The sequence below is a fragment of the Christiangramia sp. OXR-203 genome, from assembly GCF_034372165.1.
In the GTDB taxonomy this organism is placed as follows: Bacteria; Bacteroidota; Bacteroidia; order Flavobacteriales; family Flavobacteriaceae; genus Christiangramia.
In genome coordinates this window covers 1,084,898-1,109,465 of record NZ_CP139698.1, presented here as the reverse complement: position 1 = coordinate 1,109,465, position 24,568 = coordinate 1,084,898, and the positions used below count along the sequence as shown (strand labels likewise).

At 38.9% G+C, this 24,568-nt stretch carries 23 protein-coding genes; 11 read left to right on the top strand and 12 right to left on the bottom strand.

Annotated features, from left to right (window positions below; all coding sequences use genetic code 11):
- Positions 1-5 precede the first annotated feature (5 nt).
- Positions 6-734, bottom strand: coding sequence for an NUDIX hydrolase (locus tag T8I65_RS05180; RefSeq protein ID WP_322302335.1), 729 nt, complete (start codon positions 732-734; stop codon positions 6-8).
- 71 nt (positions 735-805) lie between these two features.
- Between T8I65_RS05180 and galK the strand changes: the two genes are divergently transcribed.
- Positions 806-1,981, top strand: coding sequence for a galactokinase (gene galK, locus T8I65_RS05175; RefSeq protein WP_322302334.1), 1,176 nt, complete (start codon positions 806-808; stop codon positions 1,979-1,981).
- Positions 1,974-3,014: a UDP-glucose--hexose-1-phosphate uridylyltransferase gene (locus tag T8I65_RS05170; RefSeq protein WP_322302333.1), complete on the top strand. Its 1,041-nt coding sequence runs from the start codon at positions 1,974-1,976 to the stop codon at positions 3,012-3,014. Before galK ends, T8I65_RS05170 begins: the two co-directional genes overlap by 8 nt.
- Positions 3,015-3,094: 80 nt before the next feature.
- On the opposite strand, the gene T8I65_RS05165 is transcribed toward T8I65_RS05170, so the two are convergent.
- The 7 genes from T8I65_RS05165 to T8I65_RS05135 all read right to left on the bottom strand — a co-directional run bounded on the left by T8I65_RS05165 (position 3,095) and on the right by T8I65_RS05135 (position 12,750).
- Entirely contained in the window at positions 3,095-4,744 is a 1,650-nt protein-coding gene (locus tag T8I65_RS05165; protein ID WP_322302332.1) for a solute:sodium symporter family transporter, read from the bottom strand.
- A gap of 37 nt (positions 4,745-4,781) precedes the next feature.
- Positions 4,782-5,783 carry an aldose epimerase family protein gene (locus T8I65_RS05160; RefSeq protein WP_322302331.1) on the bottom strand — a complete coding sequence of 334 codons (1,002 nt, stop codon included), beginning with the start codon at positions 5,781-5,783 and terminating at the stop codon, positions 4,782-4,784.
- 2 nt (positions 5,784-5,785) lie between these two features.
- A complete protein-coding gene (locus T8I65_RS05155; RefSeq protein ID WP_322302330.1) occupies positions 5,786-7,600 on the bottom strand; it encodes a DUF885 domain-containing protein in 1,815 nt (604 codons plus the stop codon).
- Between the two features lie 8 nt (positions 7,601-7,608).
- Positions 7,609-9,462, bottom strand: coding sequence for a CocE/NonD family hydrolase (locus tag T8I65_RS05150; RefSeq protein ID WP_322302329.1), 1,854 nt, complete (start codon positions 9,460-9,462; stop codon positions 7,609-7,611).
- 102 nt (positions 9,463-9,564) lie between these two features.
- Positions 9,565-10,878, bottom strand: a complete 1,314-nt coding sequence (gene tilS, locus T8I65_RS05145) for a tRNA lysidine(34) synthetase TilS (protein WP_322302328.1) — start codon at positions 10,876-10,878, stop codon at positions 9,565-9,567.
- A gap of 42 nt (positions 10,879-10,920) precedes the next feature.
- Positions 10,921-12,213 (bottom strand): aminodeoxychorismate synthase component I, encoded by a 1,293-nt coding sequence (gene pabB / locus T8I65_RS05140; protein WP_322302327.1) that lies wholly within the window; start codon positions 12,211-12,213, stop codon positions 10,921-10,923.
- Entirely contained in the window at positions 12,214-12,750 is a 537-nt protein-coding gene (locus T8I65_RS05135) for an NAD(P)H-dependent oxidoreductase (RefSeq protein ID WP_322302326.1), read from the bottom strand.
- Between the two features lie 83 nt (positions 12,751-12,833).
- On the opposite strand from T8I65_RS05135, the gene T8I65_RS05130 reads away from it, so the two are divergent.
- Entirely contained in the window at positions 12,834-13,718 is an 885-nt protein-coding gene (locus tag T8I65_RS05130; protein ID WP_322302325.1) for an aldose 1-epimerase family protein, read from the top strand.
- Between the two features lie 60 nt (positions 13,719-13,778).
- Entirely contained in the window at positions 13,779-15,122 is a 1,344-nt protein-coding gene (locus tag T8I65_RS05125; protein WP_322302324.1) for a DEAD/DEAH box helicase, read from the top strand.
- A gap of 277 nt (positions 15,123-15,399) precedes the next feature.
- Here the strand turns inward: T8I65_RS05125 and T8I65_RS05120 are convergent, their stop codons facing one another.
- From T8I65_RS05120 to T8I65_RS05105, 4 genes are all read right to left on the bottom strand, one after another.
- Positions 15,400-15,633, bottom strand: coding sequence for a hypothetical protein (locus T8I65_RS05120; protein ID WP_322302323.1), 234 nt, complete (start codon positions 15,631-15,633; stop codon positions 15,400-15,402).
- Positions 15,634-15,724: 91 nt separating this feature from the next.
- Positions 15,725-16,720 carry a hypothetical protein gene (locus T8I65_RS05115; protein ID WP_322302322.1) on the bottom strand — a complete coding sequence of 332 codons (996 nt, stop codon included), beginning with the start codon at positions 16,718-16,720 and terminating at the stop codon, positions 15,725-15,727.
- A gap of 70 nt (positions 16,721-16,790) precedes the next feature.
- Positions 16,791-18,194 carry a dihydrolipoyl dehydrogenase gene (gene lpdA / locus T8I65_RS05110; protein ID WP_322302321.1) on the bottom strand — a complete coding sequence of 468 codons (1,404 nt, stop codon included), beginning with the start codon at positions 18,192-18,194 and terminating at the stop codon, positions 16,791-16,793.
- A 101-nt stretch (positions 18,195-18,295) separates the two neighbouring features.
- Complete coding sequence (locus tag T8I65_RS05105) at positions 18,296-18,754, bottom strand: Lrp/AsnC family transcriptional regulator (protein ID WP_322302320.1); 459 nt, start codon at positions 18,752-18,754, stop codon at positions 18,296-18,298.
- A 177-nt stretch (positions 18,755-18,931) separates the two neighbouring features.
- Between T8I65_RS05105 and T8I65_RS05100 the strand changes: the two genes are divergently transcribed.
- The 7 genes from T8I65_RS05100 (at position 18,932) to T8I65_RS05070 (ending at position 24,188) form a co-directional block, all read left to right on the top strand.
- A complete protein-coding gene (locus T8I65_RS05100; RefSeq protein WP_322302319.1) occupies positions 18,932-20,146 on the top strand; it encodes an aminotransferase class I/II-fold pyridoxal phosphate-dependent enzyme in 1,215 nt (404 codons plus the stop codon).
- 156 nt (positions 20,147-20,302) lie between these two features.
- Positions 20,303-21,775: a Na+/H+ antiporter NhaC gene (gene nhaC / locus T8I65_RS05095; protein WP_322302318.1), complete on the top strand. Its 1,473-nt coding sequence runs from the start codon at positions 20,303-20,305 to the stop codon at positions 21,773-21,775.
- A 202-nt stretch (positions 21,776-21,977) separates the two neighbouring features.
- Positions 21,978-22,616, top strand: coding sequence for a peroxiredoxin (locus T8I65_RS05090; RefSeq protein ID WP_141877262.1), 639 nt, complete (start codon positions 21,978-21,980; stop codon positions 22,614-22,616).
- A gap of 37 nt (positions 22,617-22,653) precedes the next feature.
- A complete protein-coding gene (locus T8I65_RS05085) occupies positions 22,654-22,968 on the top strand; it encodes a thioredoxin family protein (RefSeq protein ID WP_322302317.1) in 315 nt (104 codons plus the stop codon).
- The gene (locus T8I65_RS05080; RefSeq protein WP_141877260.1) at positions 22,949-23,197 is read left to right on the top strand and encodes a DUF6952 family protein; all 249 of its coding nucleotides are present in this window, start codon (positions 22,949-22,951) and stop codon (positions 23,195-23,197) included. The genes T8I65_RS05085 and T8I65_RS05080 overlap by 20 nt, the downstream gene beginning before the upstream one ends.
- A 125-nt stretch (positions 23,198-23,322) precedes the next feature.
- The gene (tpx, locus tag T8I65_RS05075; RefSeq protein ID WP_322302316.1) at positions 23,323-23,823 is read left to right on the top strand and encodes a thiol peroxidase; all 501 of its coding nucleotides are present in this window, start codon (positions 23,323-23,325) and stop codon (positions 23,821-23,823) included.
- The gene (locus T8I65_RS05070; RefSeq protein ID WP_322302315.1) at positions 23,823-24,188 is read left to right on the top strand and encodes a diacylglycerol kinase family protein; all 366 of its coding nucleotides are present in this window, start codon (positions 23,823-23,825) and stop codon (positions 24,186-24,188) included. The genes tpx and T8I65_RS05070 overlap by 1 nt, the downstream gene beginning before the upstream one ends.
- Positions 24,189-24,568 lie beyond the last annotated feature (380 nt).

Below are 24,568 nucleotides of genomic sequence, written 5' to 3'. Positions count from 1 at the left end.
AGATTTTAAAAAATCTCGAAATTATATCCAGCTTTTAATAATTGTAAGTAATTCTCTTTATTGAATTTATGCAAAAAAGCACCGCGTTTACTACCCGATTTATCTTTTTCCTCCAGTTTTTCTAAAACATTCAGAGATAATACTTTTTTTCTGAAGTTTCTCGCGTCCAGTGGCTTCTGGTAGATCGCTTCATAAAGGTTCTGTAACTGTGGAATGGTAAACTTCTCTGGCAACAGCTCAAAACCAATGGGTCTGTGACGCGCGTTATGTCTTAGTTGTTCCAATGCATCCTGTACCATTTGATCATGATCCAGAACTAATTCGGGAAGATCATCAATTTCGAACCAGCGGGCACCATAATGTTTTTCCAGTTTGTCTATATAATCCTCCACTCTAATTAAAGCGTATTGAGCTACAGAAATACAACGGTAGCCCGGGTCACGGTCCTGTTTACCATAGGTCTTTAATTGTTGCATAAAAACCTCGTTCAATCCAGTAGCCTCTCTCAAAACCCTCTGCCCTGCCAGCTCGAGATCTTCATCAAGCCGTACAAAGCTACCAACAAGTGACCAGGAACCTTTTAAGGGCTCTACCTGACGCTCGAATACCAGCAACTTAAGCTTACCTTCATGAAAGCCAAAAATGATACAGTCTGTCGCGACATACATTTTCTCCCTGATCTGGTACAGATCTGTTGGTTCAAAAACTTCCAGTTGTGAGTTCTTAGTGTGCATAATTATATTCTGAAATAATAAATGTAAGTATGACGTTTATTATATTTGAATTACTCAAAATTAATCAAGTCTTGACAAATATCAGATCTTTTTCTACGAAGCCTTCGGTTTTTGATGATTTCCAACCGAAATTACTCGTTAATTCTCCTGGTCGAATCAACCTGATTGGAGAACATACAGATTATAATGAAGGTTTCGTAATGCCCACAGCGATCGATAAGCATATAAGTTTCAAATTCAGAACAAATGATACGGAAAACTTCTGCAGAATATATAGTGACACTTTTAGCAATGGATTTGAATTTCACATCGACCAGCCCTTAACAAAGCAAAGCGACTGGAGAGATTATTTACTCGGGATCATTCACGAACTTCTGCAGGAGAATAAATTGCTGGAAGGTTTTGATTGTATAATTTCCAGCGATCTTCCTACCGGTGCCGGGATAAGTTCTTCCGCAGCACTGGAATGTGGATTCTGTGCAGGCCTTAATGCATTATTTGATCTGAATTTGAGCAAAATTGAGATCGCAAAGATGGCTCAACGTGCCGAAAATAGGTTTGTAGGTTCCAACTGCGGAATCATGGATCAATTTGCTTCCATTCTCAGTAAAAAGGATCATTTTATCAAACTGGATTGCCGAAGTCTTGCTACTGAATATATTCCTGCAGATCTTGGAAATTTTAGACTGCTCCTTTTAGATACAAGGGTTTCTCATAATCTGGCCGACAGTGATTACAATTCCAGGCGTGAGGAATGTGAAGCAGCGATCAGGATAATTCAATTGAAGAATCCGCAAATAAAAAGCTTACGAGATGTGGATTTTGACTTGCTAGAAAGTTATCGATCAGAACTTACAGAGCAAACTTACCAACGCTGTTTATATGTCCTACAGGAGAACGAGCGTGTGCAGGCAGCTGCAGAGGCACTTCGAAATAATAATCTTCAGGCATTAGGGAAATTGATGTATGCTTCTCATCGCGGCTTGCAGGATCAATATGAGGTGAGTTGCCAGGAACTTGATTTTCTGGTTAATTATGCTGAAGAAAAAGAATTTATCTATGGAAGCAGAATGATGGGTGGTGGCTTTGGTGGTTGCACCATTAATCTTATCAATTCTGAAAACGTTGAAGGCTATATTACTGAAGTTGCCGAAGCGTATTTTGAAAGATTCAAGATCTATCCGGAAGCAATTGAAGTAGCACCATCAGCCGGAACAGAAATTATAAAACTGGTATCCCATGAATAATGAAATAAACAAACTACCTCATCGCAGGTATAATATTTTGACCGGTGAATGGATACTGGTTTCTCCGCATCGCACAAAAAGACCATGGCAGGGTAAAACCGAAGAGAATAAAACCAGCCAGAATGCCTCATACGATCCGGGTTGCTATCTATGTCCAAGAAATACCAGGGCAAGCGGAGAAACGAATCCGAATTATTCTGAACCTTATACATTTATAAACGATTACAGCTCCCTGTTGCCAGATACTCCTGAATTAAATTTTGAGCAGGGTTTATTAAAGTCTGAAACTGAAAGGGGAATTTGCAAAGTTGTTTGTTTCTCTCCAGATCATTCGCTGACTCTTCCATTGATGGAGGTTTCAGAAATCAAGAAGGTTGTGCAGATCTGGAAAACCGAGTTCGCTGAGCTAGTGAAAAATCCAGACATCAATTACATCCAAATCTTTGAAAATAAGGGTGCTATCATGGGTTGTAGCAATCCGCATCCTCATGGGCAAATATGGTCGCAATCGTCCATCCCAACCGAAATCTCAAAGAAATCTGAGAGATTTATAGCATACTGGCAAAAGAACAATTTCAGCCTTCTTGGTGATTATTTAAATCAGGAGCTGGCCTTTGGAGAACGAATTCTCGATGAGAATGAGCATTTCGTATCCTTAATTCCTTTCTGGGCAGTATGGCCTTTCGAAGCGATGATCATTCCTAAAAGGCATCTTCAGCAAATAACAGATCTTAATGAACAAGAAGAGATTGCTTTTGCAGATATTATAAAAAAGGTAACTACTAAGTATGATAACCTGTTTGAAACGTCATTTCCATATTCTTCCGGGATACACCAGGCCCCAACCAATGGCAAGGACCATCCTGAATGGCACTTTCATATGAGCTTCTATCCACCATTATTACGATCTGCCACGGTTAAGAAGTTTATGGTTGGTTATGAGATGTTTGCAGGACCTCAGCGAGACATCACCGCAGAACAAGCCGTGAAGATGCTGAATGCACAATCTGAAAAACATTATAAAAAGAGCTAATTCAGAACATGTTGTAACTTAAAAAACCCTCGAAAGATCGATCTTTCGAGGGTTTTTTGTTTATAGTTCTTTGTTTGGTGTTATGCGAAATATGCATATACCCCAACTACTATAACGATAATTGCAAAACCAACCGGTTTCACAAATTTCCATGGCGTGATATCCACTTGTTTTGTATGTTCCTGTAAGTAAGGTGTCTTTCGAGGTCTCAACTTTCCAATAACCAGCATGATTACAACGTTCAAAGCAAAAAGAATTGCCATGACATCCAGATAGTGAGGATAGGCACTTGCTTCAATTGCTGCTAATTCTGCGGCATCTGTAATTCCACTGGCAGCGGCATCTTCTAAAGCACTTTCAGCTAGGTACGGCTTCAGTCCAAACTGGCTTAAGATATATAATAGAGATCCTGATATAAGTCCGATTTTTGCGGCAATAGCTGGAACATACTTGGTTAAGTAGCCAACTACAATGATCGTTAAAATTGGAATACTATATATTCCATTTACCTCCTGAAGATAATCGAATAAACTACCTGCATTGGCTATTAAAGGAGCGATGAACATTGCAGCAACGGCAAGCACTATTCCGAAGATTTTACCATAACGAACTATGGTTTTCTCATTAGCATCCTTATTTATATGTTGCTTATAAATATCGATTCCGAAGAGGGTTACCGAACTATTCAGTACACTATTAAAGGAACTTAGAATAGCACCAAAAATAACAGCTGCAAAGAATCCAATCAAATAACCTGGTAATACTCTATTCACCAAAAGTGGATATGCTTCATCTCCATTTTCAAGATCTGCACCAAAAATATGGAAAGCGATGATACCGGGAAGAACCACAATTAGCGGCCCAAGGATTTTGATGAAAGAAGCCAGCATTAAACCTTTCTGTCCTTCCTTCAGGTTTTTAGCAGCCAGAGCACGTTGAATGATCTGTTGATTAGTCCCCCAATAAAATAGTTGTACCAGCATCATTCCTGTAAAAAGAGTATGGAAAGGAACCGGGCTGGTCTCATCTCCCATGGACTGGAATTTCTCAGGATTAGTTTCTGTTAGCGTTGTGATACCTTCAAGAAAACTACCATCTCCAATGATCACAAGTCCAAAGATAGGTACCAGAATCCCTCCAATTAATAGTCCGATTGCGTTTATACTATCAGAGACGGCGACTGCTTTCAATCCGCCAAAAACAGCATAAATAGAACCAATAATTCCAATTCCCCAAACGCAGATCTTTATAGCTGCATCATCTGAAACTCCTAAAAGAGTAGGAACGTCAAACATCCCGCTAATCGCTACAGATCCAGAATAGAGAATAATTGGTAGTAAGACAACTACATAACCTGTAAGAAATAGGGCTGAAGTAAGTGTTTTAGTGGTAACATCATATCGTTCAGCCAGAAACTGCGGAACCGTTGTGAGACCTCCTTTTAAATATCTTGGTAGTAAAAAAATCGCGGTAACAACGATCGCGATAGCGGCAAGAGTTTCCCAGGCCATCACCGATAAACCATTGGCATATGAACTTCCATTCAATCCTACGATCTGTTCGGTAGAGAGATTTGTTAGTAATAACGAACCTGCTATTACGCCGGCAGTCAGACTCCTACCACCTAAGAAATAACCATCACTGGTGGACTCATCAGTTCTTCTGGTTGCGAAATATGCGATAATAGCTACGAGTGCTGTAAATCCAACGAAGGATAAAATTCCTATCATAATCTTTTCTTAAAATCTTCGGATAAATATAGAATTATTATTTCACAGAAAAAGCAAAAACGATGTTGTTTTCATAGACTTCACCCGGTTTTAGCAGACTGCTAGGGAAGTTTCTGAAATTGGGAGCATCAGGATAATTTTGTGCTTCGATCGCGACCGCTGGAAAATTTTCATCCAGCTTATTAAGATACACCATATCTGCCGGAAGACTTTCCGGAGAGTAGATGACTACAACGGGCTGATTGCTCATCACTTTTAGCTTGATCCCGGTGAGCGGAGCGAATAATTGTGCCTGCACTTCATTTTCCATCACATCCAGTACATAAACATCATCGAGTTCCCTGTTGCCAAGCAATTTATTCTCGCGATAGTCCTTAGGATGATCCCTGAGTTTTGTCAAATTTCCAGTCGGTAGGTTATTTTCATCCAGTTCCAGGATCTTGGAAGCATTAACCTGCATAAAATGATCACTAATACTTCCTCCACCATTCAAATTGAAGTAGGTATGATTGGTAAGGTTAATGATCGTATTTCTATCTGTTTTGGCGCGGTAGGAAAGCTTCACATGATTATCCTCAGTCAGAGTGTAAGTCGCCTCAACTTTGACTTCGCCAGGGTAACCTTCTTCCATATGCTTACTTACGTAAGTCATTTTTACCGAAGGATTCGGTGCTTCTGTGATCTTTTTGATTTCCCAGATTTTCGTTTGAAAACCATTTGCTCCTCCATGTAAATGCGCATTGTCTAAATTCTCCTCCAGCTTAAAATCTTCCTCTCCAATGCTGAATTCCCCTTCAGCAATTCTTCCCGCAAAACGACCAATACTGGCTCCAAAACATTTATTGTGCTCCCAGTAAGTTTCACTAATATAATCTGCGATCTTAGCAGGACCTGCAACAACTTCTACCGGCTTGTCACTCTTGTCTTTTATACTAAAGCTAAACAATGTCGCTCCAAGGTTCAAAATCTTTAGCTTGCTCTGCTGCCCATTTTCTAACTCGATGATCTTTAGATCTTCTTCCTGTACTGTTTTCAACATACTTATTTTTTGCTCTGTACCCAGTTGTTCACTTTAGTCTCCAGAATCGTAAGCGGTAAAGCACCATCTGTTAATACAACATCGTGAAATTCACGGATATCAAACTCTTCTCCCAGTTCAGTTTTTGCCTTTTCTCTAAGTTCCAGGATCTTATTCATCCCAATTTTATAAGCCGTCGCCTGCCCTGGCATTACGATATGTCGTTCTACCATTTTAACGCAGGCACTCTCAGCGGCTGGTGTATTTTCACGATAATAATCTATACCTTCCTGCCTTGTCCATTTTTTTGCATGAATCCCGGTATCTACTACCAGCCTGCAGGATCTCCATAGTTCCATTGCAAGCCGGCCAAAATCTGAATACGGATCTTTATAGAATCCAATTTCCTTCGGAATATATTCACTGTATAATCCCCAACCTTCCACGTAAGCAGTGTAAAAGCTGAATTTTCTAAAATCTGGTATAGAATCAAGTTCCTGGGCAATAGCGATCTGCATATGATGGCCTGGAATTCCTTCGTGGTAAGCAAGTGCTTCCATTTCGTATTTGGGCATCGCTTTCATATCATAAAGATTCGCATAATAAGTTCCGGGGCGGGAGCCGTCCAAAGCGGGTTGTTGGTAGAAAGCTTTACCAGCACTCTTTTCTCTAAAAGGTTCTACCGCTTTTACAACGATATCTGCTTCAGGCATGGTATTAAACAACTCCGGAAGCCTTGTTTTCATAGTACTAATGACCTGTTTAGCCTCTGCAAGATATTGTTCTTTACCTTCTTCCGTATCTGCAAAATAAAATTGCTCATCGTTTTTCATGAAATCAAAGAAATCCTGAAGACTACCTTCAAAACCTGTTTGTTCCATGATCTTCTCCATTTCTGAATGAATTCGAGCTACTTCACTTAATCCTATCTGGTGAATTTCTTCTGCGGAAAGATTTGTGGTAGTTACTCTTTTTAAAGCAAGTTCATAAAACTCCTCCCCTTTTGGGAATTTCCATACACCCGCTTCTTCAGTAGCGCGCAACTGCTGATTCTCCAAATGATCTATCAAACTCTGGTAAGCCGGCTGAACATGATCTACCAGTGCCTCTTCCGCAGCATTGACCAGTTTTGTTCGCTCTGCATCTTCCAGATTTAATTGATCGATCTTCGTGGTGAAGTCTTCCAATAAGGCACTTGCATTAGCCGACTTCGAAAATGGCTTTCCTTTGATAATATTCCTTGAAGCGTCAAGTGTTCTGTCGAAAACGAATTTAGGCGGAATAATTCCGTTCTGCTCTCTAAGCTGTAACTGTTCGATCACATCTTTCATCACTTTCTCAAGTCCTTCCAGTCTGGCAATATAAGCCCTGGCGTCTCCAATGGAATCTATGCGATGCATATTGATTAAAAAAGCAGGAAGTTCTGCATGAAGTCCGTGCATTTGTTCAATAGGATAATTGTAGAACCTGAAATCATAATCATCGATCTCATTTTGAACCTGCCTGCGATACAGATCGTAGCTCAACCTGGTATCTTCATCCAGAGCCGCTACATCTACCTGATCCAGATAATCCATACGTTCGCGCGCCTGCTCAAGATCTTCCGCATATTTGAGATTGGAATAATCATCCCATTGATCATAATTTGTCTTCAACCCTCTTCGGGTCTGGGTCTCTGGAGATTCCTGAACTTCTTTTTCAAACTCACGCGCAAAGTAAGCGTTCATTTCTTCGGAAGCGTTTTGCTGCTCCTCTTCAGAGTAATCTGAATTTTGCTTTTCATTACCACATGAGCTTAGCAAAATTCCGAATAGTAATAGGTAAACTGATTTTTTCATTCTAAGATTTATTCTTCTAAAACTGAAAATTTAATGGCTGAATCTCCATAGATCGTATGTGTTTGTTTCTGAAAATCTTCCTCTTCAGCTTCAAAGATATTATCAACATAGGTCTGTGGATTTCGATCGATGAGTGGAAACCATGTACTCTGAATCTGGATTTGTACTTTATGTCCTTTTTTGAAGGTATGATTCACGCCCTGCAACGTAAGACTTACATCGGTTTTTTTATTAGGCTCAAATGCTTCCGGGTTCTCAAAACTATTTCTGAATCTGCCGCGCATCACCTCACTACGAACCATCATATGATAATTGCTCATTTTAAGATGAGGCATGGTTTCTTCGTAGTTCTCTGCATCTTCAGGATAAACATCCACCAATTTCACAACCCAGTCTGCTGAAGTTCCCGTTGTCGCCACTTTCAGCATCGCTTCAATGGGTCCGGTCATTTTCATGTCTTCTTCCAGGACTTCAGTTTCAAATACCAGAACGTCTGGTCTCCTAGCTGCGAAACGCTGATCTCCAGACATATATTCCCTTGGAGTAAAGACCATTTTGATCTCATTATTATAAGAAACTGGTTTCGCCGGATCACTCACAAATGTTTCTTCGTGATCTGAAGTAGTCTCTGATAATTTCTCTTTAGCTCCCAGATACCAGGTTTTTTCCATAGTATTCTTCGGCGGCCATTCAGCGTAATCGTTCCATTCGCGAGCTCCTGTATCATAAATATGTGCTTCAGGCAACCTCAAAGCATCCTTAGTTTTTTTCTTCAGAAAATGATTAAAAAATTCGGTTTCATAATCTCTTTGAAAGTGAGTGGATATACTATCACCAAAATAGACGTTCCCAACAGATTGTCTTCCAGATTCCCTAGCCCAGTCACCATGACTCCAGGGACCAAAAACAATCATATTATGATTATCACTATTTTCTTCTATGCTTTTGTAAATATTGAAAGGTCCGTACAGATCTTCCGCATCAAATAGTCCGCCCACGATCATAACCGCCGGCTTTATATCTTTCATATGCTGTACGATCCCTCGTTTTTGCCAGAACTCATCATAATTTGGATGTTCTTTTAATTGTTGCCAGAACTCGTTATCTTCTTTATAATATTCATCGAGATTGCTCAAAGGACCCGCATCCATAAAAAACTGGTATTGATCCTGAGTTTTCAATTCTGGAAAGTCATACCAGCTGGTATCTACAGGAGTATCTTTCTGATATCCAAAAACCGCCGTAGCTCTCCAGTAGCTCAGCAAGTAAGCACCGTTATGGTGAAAATCATCAAAGAAGAAATCACCGATGCTTGCTTGAGGAGATGCTGCCTTAAGAGCTGGATGCCCACTCAAAAGTGAATACGTACTATAAAATCCTGGATAAGAAATTCCCCAGGTTCCAACTTTTCCATTGTTATTTTCCACATTATTGATCAGCCATTCTATCGTATCGTAAGTATCGCTGGCTTCATCTACCTCTTTCCCTTTTTTATTCGGAATAAATGCACGCATATTATCATATTTCCCTTCACTCATCCATCTACCGCGTACATCCTGGTAAACAATGATATTCCCTTCTTTCATCATAATTTCATTAGGACCGATTTTGGATCTGAACTGATCTTCACCATAAGGCCGGGAACTATAGGGAGTTCGCTGCATCAACATTGGATATTCAGATGACGTATCTTTTGGAGTGTAGATCGTAGTGTGGAGTTTGACACCGTCTCGCATGGGAATGTCCACTTCCATTTTATCATAATGGGCTTTGACATCGTAATCTGTCTCATTTTGAGCACTTAAGGGATTCAGTATAAATAGAAGTAATACTGAAAACAGGGAAGTATTGAATATTTTCATTCGAATATTTTTATAAAGCGTCTAAAGATAGAAATTAGGTAAGTATTCCTGAAGGAATTCAGGAAAAACAAGAGCTTGTACGTATTAAATATGTCAATTCTCTTAGCTGAAGCTGATTTTAAGGATTTCCCGATCTCCTTTTTCTACGGAAAAGCGATTATCTGCACGTTGGTTGATAATCCAGACAAGATCTTCTCCGGAAAACAGTAGCCAGGTTTGCTCCTTTTGTGGTAAACTGAATTTTTCATCTTTAAAATAATCACTCAGCTTCTTTTTACCTTTCATTCCGAAGGGAACAAAGAAATCACCCTCTTTCCATTTCCTGATCAGCAAAGGAAATTTAAGTTTTCGAATAGGAACAAAAATACTGTAGGTTGCGGACTTGTCAAATTTTTCAACTTCGGTCAAATGCAGAGTTCCAAATTCAGGGATCATTACGAACTCCTCCCCTTTTTCAAGTTGATATTCCATGTTGATCGACTCATCCTGAATTTCAGTCAGCAATAATCTATTCCTATCCTTAATAAGCCTGTGAGTATCTGAAAGCACCATTTTACCTGTCTGTGCATCCATAAGATCATGAACATCGTTCCACTCGGTAAATCCAAATGATTTGAGCAGCTGATAAAGTACCTGCTTCGAATTAGGCACTTTCTTTAAAAAGGCAATATCCAGGGCATATCCAAATACGTCCCGGCTGATGATCTTTGGATAAAGCAGACTCATATAGTCCTCTACCAGCTCCATGCTTTCGTTCAAGTGTTGCTGAGTTTTCGCAAAACTTTCGAGCAATTGCGGATTAAGTTCCTGCATAAGTGGCACCATGTGATGTCTTATACGGTTTCTCATATATTTATCTGAAGCATTGCTGGAATCCTCCCGCCATTTCAAGCTTTCAGTATTGGCAAATTCCTCGATCTCAGACCTGGAAAAATTGATTAGTGGTCTTATAAGTTGATGATGTTTATCTTTTATACCCTGCAAACCTTCCGGGCCGGTACCACGAATTAGATTGATCAAAAAAGTCTCAAGATTATCATTCGCATGATGTGCAGTTAAGGTGTAATCAAACTCCATGGAATTTGAAAGTTCCTCAAACCAGTTGTAACGCAATTCCCGGGCAGCCATTTGAATAGAGATACCAGCATTTTCAGCAAACTTCAGCGTATTGAAACTTTGAGTGAAAAATGGGACTTCCATTTTTTCTGCAAGTTCTTTCACAAATGCTTCATCTGCATCACTTTCTTCTCCTCTAAGATTGAAATTACAATGTGCGATGGAAAACTCCATTTTTGACATCTTACATAGATGTGCCAGAACAATACTATCCACACCACCGCTTACGGCGATCAACAACTTATTGGTGCAAAGAAAAGGGTATTCTTCTTTGATGATCTTTTTGAAGGCTTTTTCCATATCTACTCAAATATACAAAGCCTGAATTTAATGAAAAGCTGCTTAAAGGTTCTCCAGAACTTCACGTAATGCCCTGGATTTCAACAGACATTCTTCATATTCTTTTTCAGGATTCGATTTTGCAGTAATTGCTCCTCCTACTGAAAATGACAGATACTTATTTGTAGAATTATAAAGAATACTGCGAATCACCACGTTGAAATCAAAATCACCTTCTGGAGAGAAATAACCCACGGCGCCGCTATAGAGTCCCCGTTTAGTACTTTCCAGCTTCTCTATGATTTTCATTGCTGAAATTTTGGGTGCTCCGGTCATGCTTCCCATGGGGAAACTGGTTCGTAAAGACTCAACCGGTTCAATGCCTTTGGCGATCGTAGCGGTGACTGAAGAAATCATTTGATGCACCTGTTTAAAAGAATAAACTTTACATAGTTCATCCACTTTTACTGAACCTTTTTCAGCGATCCTGGAAAGATCATTTCTAACAAGATCCACGATCATAACGTTTTCTGACATTTCCTTTGGATCCCGCGCCAGATTAAGAGCTATTTCCTTATCCTCCTCAGGATCAGCAGATCTTCTCGCAGTTCCTTTAATTGGCTGAGTAAGCAATTGATCACCTTTTTTCCGCAGATATCGCTCCGGAGAAGCCGAAACCAAATTGATATTTTCAAGTCTCAGGAATGCAGCGAAAGGAGGTGTTGAGATCTCATTAAGACTTTGGTAAATAGAAAATGCATCCAGATCCACATTTTCACTGAAGAATTCCTGGCATAAATTCGCTTCATAAATATCTCCGCGATGAATATGCTCCAGCATTCCTCCCACCTTTTCAAGGTACTCCTCCTTAGTAATTCTGGATTGTATTACTATTTTTCCTTCAGATTTTTCAGTTTTGAGCTTAAGCTTCTGAAGCTCTTCAAAATCAGTTTCAATTTCGTCATCTACCATTCTCAGGTATATAAAATCGGCTATATTATCTTTTAAAAATACTAGTTTTTGAGGCTGAAAAAAGTAAAGATCCGGAAATTGAAGTCCGTCGTAATTAGAAGATTTTAGTCGCTCTACGTCATTTTTTAGGTCATAGCTTAAATAACCAAAAATCCAGTCCTTAGTAGTTTGCTGGTATTCCTTCAGTTTATCGAAGGCATTTTGATAATCGGTTTTGATAGCGGTAAATGCTTCTACAGCAAGTACTGCTTCAAATTCGGTATTTTCCGAAGAATCCAGATTACTATCCAGCCATACGATATCCGGAAAACTGTTTCCCCAGGTGAGTAATTTCTCCTTGAAATCTGCCATATCCTGTACGGCAAAAGATCTTTTTGTTCTCAATTAAGCTTCGATTTGATGCGCAAAGGTAGTAAGCACATCTTCAATTCCCATATCCAGCACTTCGTTTGTCACCTTAGCATCTTCAAAATTATCCTGGAAAGATGGAAAACTAAAGCTTTCGATCACATCGCCGCCAAATCTTCCGAAGATATCACTCCAATAATCCAGAGAACCTTTGGCTCCGCGTTTACCTGGAGAAGTACTTACCAAAAGGATCTTTTTCCCTTCAAGAAAGTTTTTTTGATTCCGGGATAACCAGTCAATGATATTCTTAAAAAATGCAGAAGCAGTCCCATTATGCTCATTCACGGCAATGATCAGGGCATCGTGATCAAGAATATGATTGTGAATGATCTTTGCGTTCATTGGAATTCCCGATTCCTTTTCGATATCTTCATCATAAACTGGTAAAGGAAAACCGGTTAATTGAAGTATTTTAATTTCATGCCCCTGGATACGTCCTGTGATATGATTCAGAAGTCTTTGATTTATGGAAGTACTACTGTTAGAACCGGCGAATGCGAGAATCTTTTTCATGTTTGATTTTCTCTAAAATTACTGAAAATTTATCTTAGCTTTTCGTTTAAAAATCTGGTAAGAGAGCAACTGAGATAAAATTTATGGACAAAACCACTCATTATATAGAGAATGAACATCTAAAGATCGGAGTTCTGGAAACTGGCGCCGAGCTTTGCAGTATTCTGAATAAAAAATCTGGAAGAGAACATATCTGGCAGGCAAATCCAGATGTTTGGGGAAGTCATGCGCCTAATCTTTTTCCAATTATTGGAATGCTGAAAGATGGGGAATATCAATTTGAAGGCGCAACTTATAGTTTACCCAAACATGGGATTATTCGGCATAACGACCAGATAGGACTAAAAGAGAAAACTGAAGATCAGCTTGTTTTCGAGCTTCTTTATTCTGAAGAAACTTTGAAGATGTATCCATTTAAATTTACCTTCAGGATCTACTTTATTCTGAAGGATAAGCAATTGGAAGTAAAGCATCATATTGTTAATCTTGATGAAAAGCCTTTATATTTTTCACTTGGAGGTCATCCTGCCTTCAATATTCTCTATTCTGAAGATGAAAAAATTGAGGATTTTTCTCTTCAGTTTGACCAGAAACTAAACCTTACGACAGAGATCCTTGATGAAAACGGTTTACTTGGTGAGAATTCGGAAGTGATACTTGAAAATGAGCAGAACCTTCAGCTTAGACCAGATCTCTTTGATAAAGACGCTTTGATCTTCCGAAGTATCAAATCAAAAAAAGTTGATCTACATAGCAAAACTGAAGGTGCTATTTTGGGAGTTGAATTTGAAGATTTTAAGGACCTTGGGATCTGGGCTAAGCCAAACGCAGCTTATGTTTGCATAGAACCATGGCTTGGCTATACAGATCTTGCAGATGCCAGTAAAAATTTCAAAGAAAAAGCCGGGAATGAGGTGCTGAATGTGAATGATGATTTTAAGGCTAGTTACCAGATTCGCATTTACTAGTATATAAATGTGCAGGTTAGCACGTTAAGCAGTACCTTTGCAAAAATAAAAACTTATACTTTGAGCTTTCAGGATCTAAACCTTAACACTCCATTGCGTAATGCACTGGAAGATCTTAATTTCCAGACACCTACTCCAATCCAGGAACAGGCGTTTTCATCGATCATGTCTGGAAGGGATGTTGTTGGGATCGCACAAACGGGTACTGGTAAGACCTTTGCCTATTTGCTTCCAATGTTGAGAATGCTCAAATATTCGGAACAAAAAAACCCCAGGATCTTAATTCTTGTGCCAACACGTGAACTTGTTGTTCAGGTTGTTGAAGAGATAGAAAAGATCGCAAAGTATATTAATGTTCGAATTTCAGGAATCTATGGTGGCGTGAACATTAATACGCAACACCAGGATTTAATGCAGGGACAGGACATCCTGGTAGCAACTCCACGACGATTGTATGATCTTGTGCTGCGCAGAGCTGTTCAGTTAAAATCCATTCAGAAATTCGTGATCGATGAAGTAGATGTGATGCTGGATCTTGGTTTTAAGTTCCAGGTGAATAATATCCTCGAATTGCTTCCGCAGAACAGGCAGAGCATCATGTTTTCGGCAACTATGACCGAAACCGTTGAAGCGATGATCGACGCAAACTTCAAAACTCCCGAGAAAATATCTGTTGCCGTAAGTGGTACACCTCTTGAAAATATAGAGCAGCGAGCTTATAAAGTTCCTAACTTCAACACAAAGGCAAATCTTTTTAAAGAGCTGTTCACCGATGAGGATGAATATAAAAAAGTGCTTATTTTCACGACCGACAAGCGTTTTGCTGATAAACTATACGATATTCTTAATGCCGAATTCAGGCATCAGGTAAGTATGGTTCATACAGGGAAAAGTCAGAATTACCGACTTAACAGTCTGCAGGAATTTGCTGAAGGTCGTACGCGTATCATGATCTCTACAGATGTCATGGCTCGTGGTCTGGATATCGAGAATGTATCACACGTGATCAACCTTGACACTCCGCATTATCCTGAAAACTATATGCACCGTATTGGTCGTACCGGTCGGGCAGAAAAGAAAGGTGTTGCGATCATTTTCAAGACCGAAGCTGAAGCCGAAAATTACGAAAAGATCGAAACCCTGATGGATATGCAAATTCCGGAACATTCGATCCCGGAGGCTGTTGAAATTTCTACAGAATTGATCGAGGAAGAAAAGCCAAGATCCATAGAGATTTATAATCCGCATTCAGATGATCAGGAAGCAGGACCTGCCTTTCACGAGAAAAAGGACAAGAACAAAAAGGTAAATCTTGGAGGTAGTTATCGCCGGGAAATTGCCAAGAAATATAAGAAACCAAAAACCCGTGGTGACAAGAACGCCAACCGGAGATGGAAAAAATAAAAAAGGAGCGCATTTGCGCTCCTTTATGTTTATGATCTGTTTTTCTTCTTTGCTGCCTTCGCTGCTCTCTTTTCTTTTAAACTCAGTACAGGTTCTTTCTTAGCTGAATTCTTTGAAGGTGATTTTTCTTTTGCCATGATTTCTAAAATTAGAATTAACGGTTAAATGTAGTGAATGTTTCTCTACGAAAATGAAAAATAATAAAGCGCCATAAAATTTGCTGCACGTTGTTATCCTTCAGGGTTATGGCTGTTCGCATAATGATAATTGATAAGAGCTAGTAAGTTTGGGTCGTGTTGGCATCGAGATCAGACTTTCGGATCCAGTTGAGAATAAAACTGGAGATCCTACCAAACAAAAAGGTAAATCCACCGAATAATGGAGCAAGTAAACTCACTTTAAGTCCTGCTGCAAATATTGCCGGGTTCACGTTATCAAGAGACTCAAAAGCATCAAAGATCTGTATCAGGCCAACAAATTGCGTAAAGAGTCCAATCACTAATGCGATCAATGCCAATTGATTAATAAGTGAAATGTTCTTTCGGAATTTGTGCCCGGCTTTAGTTAGATTAATTGCTGCTCGAATGAGGACATTGAATAGACTAACTTACCCAAAGCATAGGTGATGCAATCAATTCGTAAAGTCCATTACTTTTTTTAAGTAGCTTAATACTAGCTCCCGAGTTTAGCGGTGAAGATATAATAGAAGAATATATTAAAGCATATTTCTCACCCTCCACTTCAAATAAATAAGGTCTACTTAATCGAATTATAGTTTTCCCGCAATTATCAATTTCGGATTCTGGAAATACTTTCAGACCATCAAATAAGTGGGCAATATCCATCTTACCAGTTTCGGCATTATTAAGAAAATTCATCATCTTTCTAAGATCATCCTTATCCAGTTTATTTTTGATATTGTCTGGTATTTGAAAAGATTCTGCAGAATACCCATTACTAATCCTGTCAATTTCAACGAACTCAAGCTGAATTAGATCCCTTGTTCCTAATAAAATACTGTTGATCACCTGGTACTCCTCTGGAAATTTTTGAATTCTTTCCCTCATTCCCTCCTTGTCAAATAAAGGTAACTGACCAAAGCCTAAAACAACCCAATCTTCATCTCTCTCTTCGTATATCAACAATCTGGAATATTCAGGCACCGTTAGATTACTTTGATATATAAAGGCATATTCCACACCATCAATAGATTTTTGAAAAACTGGAAATGATTCATTTGTTACAGCAAATTCTCCTATGATATACCGCGAATCAAGTTTTTCAGGATCAAGTTCTACTTTGACTATTTGTTGAAGTTTTCTATTCAAAGTGTTTACCTGATCTTCGGAAAAAACAATATCTAATTTATCGAAGTTATCGGGACTAAATGATTTAAAGTTAGCTAAGATCGAGTCTAGATTTATGTAATAGCAAACATTCTCAATTTGATTGGGGTTTATGGTAAATTTCGTGTTATTTTGAAAAATTCCATTATGAGAATTATAGAATTTATAGCCTTTTTCTATCTCTTTCGCCGAAAACTGACCGAAGCTTATGAACTGGGATACTAATAGAAGATAAAATAATTGGAACTTCATTTGACCAATATAAAAAAAGCCCGGACATCATAACGTCCGGGCTTAAAAATATATTGTAATTTATCTTCTTCTAGATATGCAAAGCTCTGTTTTCAGTAGCGGCAAGAGCAGCTTCCTTAACAGCTTCGGCATAAGTCGGGTGAGCATGACTCATTCGCGCGATATCTTCAGCAGAAGCTCTGAATTCCATAGCTGTAACCGCTTCAGCAATAAGATCTGCAGTTCTTGCGCCAATCATGTGCACTCCAAGAACCTCATCGGTCTTTTCATCAGCAAGGATCTTAATAAGTCCGTCAATATCTCCACTGGCTCTTGATCGTCCTAGTGCTCGCATTGGAAATTTACCTTCCTTATACTTCACTCCCATTTCCTTCAATTGCTCTTCAGTTTTGCCAACTGAAGCAACTTCAGGCCATGTGTAAACTACTCCCGGAATCAGGTTATAATCTATATGAGGTTTTTGACCCGCGATCAATTCGGCAACCATAGTTCCTTCTTCTTCAGCTTTATGAGCAAGCATAGCACCGCGCACCACATCTCCAATTGCATAGATATTATCTACATTGGTTTGTAAATGCTCGTTTACCTTCACTCTACCTTTATCATCAAGATCAACTCCTGCAGCATCTGCGTTCAAACCATTTGTAAAAGGTTTTCTACCTACAGAAACAAGGCAGTAATCTCCTTTTATCTCGATTTCTTTATCCTTTTTGTCATCTGCCTTTATGGTGATCTCGTCACCGTTTCTCTCCACAGACTTCACTTTGGTACTTACATGGAATTTGATTCCCTGCTTCTTTAGAACTTTTTGAAGCTCTTTGGAAAGCGCACTATCCATAGTAGGAATGATGCGATCTAAATATTCAACAACAGTTACTTCAGCTCCCAGACGGCGATAAACCTGCCCAAGTTCAAGCCCGATCACACCACCACCAATTACGATCATATGCTTAGGAACTTCTTTAAGTTTAAGCGCTTCCGTAGAAGTGATCACCCTTTCCTTATCCAGTTTAATAAAAGGAAGACTTGCCGGCTTAGAACCTGTAGCAATGATGATTTTCTTAGCTTCTATAGTTTTGGCATCTCCTTCACCTTCGATCTTGATGTGAGTCTTATCCTCAAAAGAACCTACACCTTCATAAACATCGATCTTGTTCTTGTCCATCAAAAATTTCACTCCGTCGCAGGTTTGCTGAACAACAGATGATTTTCTATCCATCATTTTTTCCAGGTTAAGTTTTACCTCTCCCGGAATTTCGATACCATGGTCTTCAAAATGTTTGATCGCATCCTCAAAGTGATGAGAGGAATCAAGTAGAGCCTTACTTGGAATACAACCTACGTTTAAACAGGTCCCACCGAGTGTGGAATATTTCTCTATGATCGCAGTTTTCATCCCAAGTTGTGCGCAGCGAATCGCAGCAACGTATCCACCTGGTCCCGATCCTATAACTGCAACATCATATGTACTCATAATTGTATGTTTTTACTAATTTTTGAACAAATTGAATACAAAAGTACGACTATTCTCTACAATGACCAATGCACCTGAGAGTCCTAATAAAATTTTAAGATTTACAGATTAATGATCGTGCTTTGCTTCACTTTATTGATCGTAAAGACGCTTTTTGTACTCCCAATATGATCCAGGCTGGTAAGCTTAGCGACCATAAATTCACGATATTCGTGCATGTCTTTTACCAACACTTTTAAAATATAATCATAGTCTCCGCTCACATGTAAACATTCAATAACTTCGGGCAGACTGGTGATATCCTTTTCGAATTTTGTAAGTATGTCTTTTTTATGCTGAATCAGTTTGATCTGACAAAGAACCATAAAACCCTTGCCGACACTTTCCGGATTTACTAATGCAACATATTTCGATATGACTCCATCACGTTCCAGCTTTTTAATACGTTCGTAAATTGCAGTAACTGAAAGTTTCAGGTCATTCGCGATCTCCTTATTCGTCTTTTTGCTATCCTCCTGAAGATGCTTCAATATTCTTTTATCCAGCTCATCAATTTTCATACGCTTGTTTTAAGGAATTCTGAACTTATAATTTTACGGTAAAAAATATTATTGTGGCTCTAAATTAGATATATAATCTGAAATATAAATAATATATAGTTTTATATTCTATTGAAAGACATGTTGCTTGTTCTTGAGCGGTTTTGAATGAAATTTGGATATATAAATTCAGAAATTATGAAATACAAACCAGCAGATCGCATTCAGGAATTACAATATTTTGGAGAATTTGGAGGTGTTAACCCTTCTATATCCGATTCTTCAACTTACACTTTCCTTACTGCTAAAACCATGTTTGATACCTTTGAAGGTAATGCTGAAGGATGTTACTTATATTCCCGGCATTCCTCTCCATCCAATCTTTATCTGGGGGAAGCACTTGCGGCAATGGAAGGAACAGAATCTGCTAACGTTTCTGCTTCCGGGATGGGCGCGATCACATCGGTGCTCATGCAGCTTTGCAATGCCGGTGACCATATTGTTTGTAGCAGAACCGTTTATGGCGGTACTTATGCATTTCTGAAGAATTTCGCTCCCAAGTTTGGAATTGAAACCACATTTGTAGATATCACGAAACCTGAATTGGTGCAGAATACGCTTCAGAAGAATACAAAAGTGATCTACTGCGAGAGTGTTAGCAATCCTTTGTTGGAGATCGCAGATCTTGAAGCACTGGCTAAAATTTCAAAAGGTTCTAATTCCAAACTGGTAGTTGACAATACATTCTCACCACTTTCTGTTAGTCCGATTAAACTAGGTGCAGATGTGGTAATTCATAGTTTAACCAAATTTATCAACGGTAGCAGTGATACTGTTGGCGGAGTCGTTTGTGGCACTACGGAATTTATAAATGACCTTAGAAATGTGAATGATGGCGCTGCTATGCTACTAGGACCTACTATGGATAGTCTGCGTGCTGCCTCTATTCTGAAGAATTTACGAACCCTGCACATTCGCATGAAGCAACATAGTCACAATGCGATGTTCCTGGCTCTTAAATTTCAGGAAGATGGATTGAAAACCGTGTACCCGGGGTTGGAATCCCATCCAGGACATGAAACTTTTAAAAACATGATGAACGAATCTTATGGTTTTGGTGGAATGTTGACCCTAGATGTTGGTTCACTGGACAAAGCCAATGAATTAATGGAACTTATGCAGGAAAGAAACCTTGGCTATCTTGCTGTAAGTTTAGGATTTTACAAAACCCTGTTCAGCGCACCTGGAACTTCAACCTCTTCGGAAATTCCTGAAGAAGAGCAGAAAGAAATGGGATTAAGTGATGGTTTAATTCGATTTTCCATAGGGTTGGATAATGATATCGCAAGAACTTACCAAATGATGAAAGCCTGTATGGAAGAAGTCGGCATCCTGTGTGCTGAAATGGTCTAAAATTTTGCAGGATTAAGCCGAATGTCGTAAAATTACGTTCATAAAAAAATGAACAATATTAACGACCGGTTATAAATTTTCAAGCCTTAAGGTAAATCTGACGATTTTCAGAATACCCTAAGGCTTTATTTATGCCATAAAAATAGAATCTCCTGAATGGAAAACTCTGCTGCAAATCCTCAAAATGAACCTGTAATTGAGAATAAGGAATTAAGTATCTGGGAAGCGTTAATTCCGGTACTTATTCTTGTTGCTATGCTAGCATTCAATGTTTTCGTTTTTGGCGATGATGCTCTTGGAGGTTCTAACCAGTTCATTCTATTACTTGGAGGAGCTGTTGCTGCGATCGTTGGTTACTTCAATAAGGTAAAGTTTGATACCATGGTCGATGAAGTTGCAGGCAATATTCAAAGCACTTCCGGAGCGATCCTTATACTTTTAATGGTCGGAGCTCTCGCAGGAACCTGGCTTATAAGCGGAATTATTCCTACCATGATCTATTACGGACTATTAATTCTAAATCCTACGATTTTTCTGGCTGCCTGTGTGGTTATATGTTCTGTGATCTCCGTAGCTACGGGGAGTAGCTGGACAACTTCAGCTACCGTTGGTATTGCCCTGATCGGGATCGCTGATGCGCTAGGAATTGGATTGGGCATGACGGCGGGTGCAATTCTTTCCGGAGCCTATTTTGGGGACAAAATGTCTCCTTTAAGTGATACTACGAATCTTGCTCCGGCCATGGCGGGAACAGATCTTTTTACGCACATAAAATACATGGCATTAACCACAGTGCCTACGATCACAATTACCCTTATCGCTTTTATAATTATTGGACTTAATCTGGATACAAGTGGAACTACAGATACTTCAGCAATACTGGCGTCCATTGAAAAAAGCTTTACCATTACGCCATGGTTATTCATTGTACCGGTGATTGTAATATTTCTGATCGTTAAAAAAACATCCCCGCTTATAGCCTTGCTGGTTGGAACTCTTGCCGGAGCGGTTGCCGCTCTTATTGTACAACCAGACATTGTACTGGCAGTAAGTGGAATGAATGAACTCAATTTTATAAGTGGATATAAAGGGCTCATGAATGCCATTACGGTAGACACTGCTGTAGAAACCGATTCTGAAACTCTTAATGACCTGTTTGCTTCCAGCGGAATGCAGGGAATGCTAGGAACTATCTGGCTAATCATTTGCGCCATGGTATTTGGTGGAATTATGGAAGCAATTGGGGCCCTATCCAGAATTAGCAAAGCTCTTCTAAATCTTTTCCATACCACCTTTGGGTTGTTTGCAAGTACCGTATTTAGTTGTCTTGCTTTGAACGTTACCGCTTCAGACCAATACCTGGCTATTGTAGTACCGGGAAAAATGTTTGCAAAAGCTTATAAGGATAAAGGTCTTGCACCGGAAAATCTTAGCCGTAGCCTTGAAGATTCTGGAACAGTAACTTCTGTACTTATTCCATGGAATACTTGTGGAGCTTATCATAGTGGAGTTTTGGGTGTTCCTGTGCTTTCCTATGCCGGTTACGCATTCTTTAATTATCTGAGTCCGTTTATGACCCTTCTTTTCGCTGCCATCGGACTTAAAATCAGAAAAATTTCTACCAAGTAATCATTGACAAAATCTTAACTTAAATGCTAAATTTCTGAGCATTTGATGATTATAGAGTACCGCTATCGTTGATTTTATAGTGCATAGACATACTCTATTGTGTGATAAAATCATAAAATTTGAAATGTCCTGAAAACGCAGTGAAGATGATACTTTTGCACCGTAGAAAAAGAACATTTTTAATTTTAAAAGATATAATATTATGGCTTTAGTAGGAAAAAAATTTCCAAATCTTAGTGTAGACGCGATGAACGAAATGGGTGATACTTTCAAACTGAATATTTTGGAAGAAGCTCAGAAGAACAACAAGAAAGTTCTTTTATTCTGGTACCCAAAAGACTTTACTTTCGTATGTCCTACAGAGCTACATGCATTTCAAAATGCAATGGCTGAGTTCGAAAAGAGAAATGTAATGGTAGTTGGAGCATCTTGTGATACTCCTGAAGTTCACTTTGCCTGGTTGAACACTCCTAAGGATAATGGTGGAATTGAAGGTGTAACGTACCCAATTCTTGCAGACAGCAACCGTAACCTAAGTTCAAGACTTGATATTCTTGATATCATGAGCGAAACTTATGATGATGAAACAGGTGCTGTAACTCTTGAAGGTGATAATGTGACTTATAGAGCAACTTACCTTATTGATGAGGAAGGAACAATTTTCCATGAAGGTGTGAACCATATGCCACTTGGAAGAAACGTAAACGAATTCCTAAGATTGATCGATGCTTATACGCACGTACAGGAAAAAGGTGAGGTTTGTCCAGCGAACTGGGAAGAAGGTAAAGAAGGAATGAATGCAGACCGCGAAGGTGTTGCTTCATACTTAAGCCTTAACTAAGAAGTACCCCTGAATTAATAACATTAAAAAAATTGCTATGATTAAGGAATTAGATCAGGATAATTTAAGCGAGATTGTAAACGATAATGATACTGTTGTTGTACAGTACATGGCGGGATGGTGTGGAAACTGTCGTCTAATGAAGCCAAAATTCAAAAAGTTATCTGCAGAGCATGAAAATGCACAGTTTATTCTTGTAGATGCTGAAAAGTATCCGGAATCAAGAAAACTGGCGAAAGTTGATAACCTTCCAACGTTTGCAACTTTTAAAAATGGAAGTTTTAAGAATCAGGTTCAAACTAACAAGTTTGACCAATTAAAAAGCTTAGTAGATGAAGTTACCAGTAATTAAGCATTTACAGCGAAACAACGAAGTTAACAAACTTGAAAGTACTATTGATGTTCTTGAAAGTTTTACTGAGCACCGTTCAGTTTCTGAAGAAGAAATGGACGTGATTGGAGAATTACTTACCAATCTTTGTGGGGCTGTAGAAGTGCATAAAATGATAGAAGACGGTACTCCTGAAAGAGATGCTGCTAATAATTTCGTCAAAAAAGTGTTAGGGTCTATAGACAAATAATCTTTTCTGACAATTCAAATAACAAAGGCTGTTTCATTGTGGAATGGCCTTTGTTGTTTTATGATAATTTTAGTAATAACCGAAAGACAATCCTATAAATTTAGCAATCTAATATATGTATAGAAATGGCAAAGATTGAACTTGGTGGAGAATCGGTAACTACGTACGGCTCGCTTCCAGCACTTGGCGAGAAAGCTCCTCATTTTGAGTTAATTAAATCTGATCTTTCGATTGGAACCCTCGATGATTATAAAGGAAAGAGAGTTATTCTTAATATCTTCCCAAGTATAGATACAGGAGTTTGTGCGACTTCTGTTCGTAATTTTAATAAAAGAGCATCAGAATTAAAGGATACGGTGATACTTTGTATTTCCAGGGATTTACCTTTTGCTCAACAAAGATTTGTAAGTGATGAAGAATTGAACCAGGTAGTAAACTTATCAGATTTTCGTGATAGAAACTTCGGTAAAGATTATGGTGTTGAAATTCTTGATGGACCTTTTGAAGGTTTGCTATCTCGTGCAGTGGTTGTTCTTGATGAAGATGCTAAAGTGATACATTCCCAGCAAGTACCTAAAATTGAGGATGAACCAGACTATCTTGCTGCGCTGAAAACCCTGTTATAATGAAAAACACTTTCCTCGGAAAGAGAATCAGAGGAGGAGGATACGCCTTAAAAGGTGCACTACTGCTGCTTCGCTACGAAGCCAGCATTCAGGTGCAGTTTGTCATTTCAATTCTGGTCTGCATCGCGGGATGGTATTTTGATATTACCAGAACAGAATGGATGTTTCAATTTGTAGCAATCGGAATGGTCATGTCTGCAGAAGGATTGAATTCAGCCATAGAAGCAATGGCAGACTTTGTACATCCCGACTTTCATAATAAGATTGGACATATTAAAGACATTGCTGCAGGTGCTGTTTTTATCGCTGCAATCATTGCAATCGTCATCGCCGGATTTATTTATATTCCATATATAACCACTTAATTTCTTACTAAGGAAGCAGTGTCTGTTATATAGTCTCTGCCTGTGTACCATTTTGATTTTTACAACTCAGGAATTATAGGAACTGGACATGGATTTGGAGAATTACGAATATTCTTGTGACGTAGATTTTCTTAAGCTTCATATTCAGAAAAGCACCTTTACAATCGCCAATATGTAGATAGAGACGGAGAATCATATTGGTGAAACTGCGACCTTATTACATAGCAAGAATTTCAACGGCGCATACTGGCTGACTACCATAGATACTCTTCAAAAATCAGGATTTAATGTGCTGGTTCCAGACCAGACAGGATTCGGAAAGCCTATGAAATGATTCTTACCCAACCTGTGGTATATGAATTTAAGGATCTACAAATGCC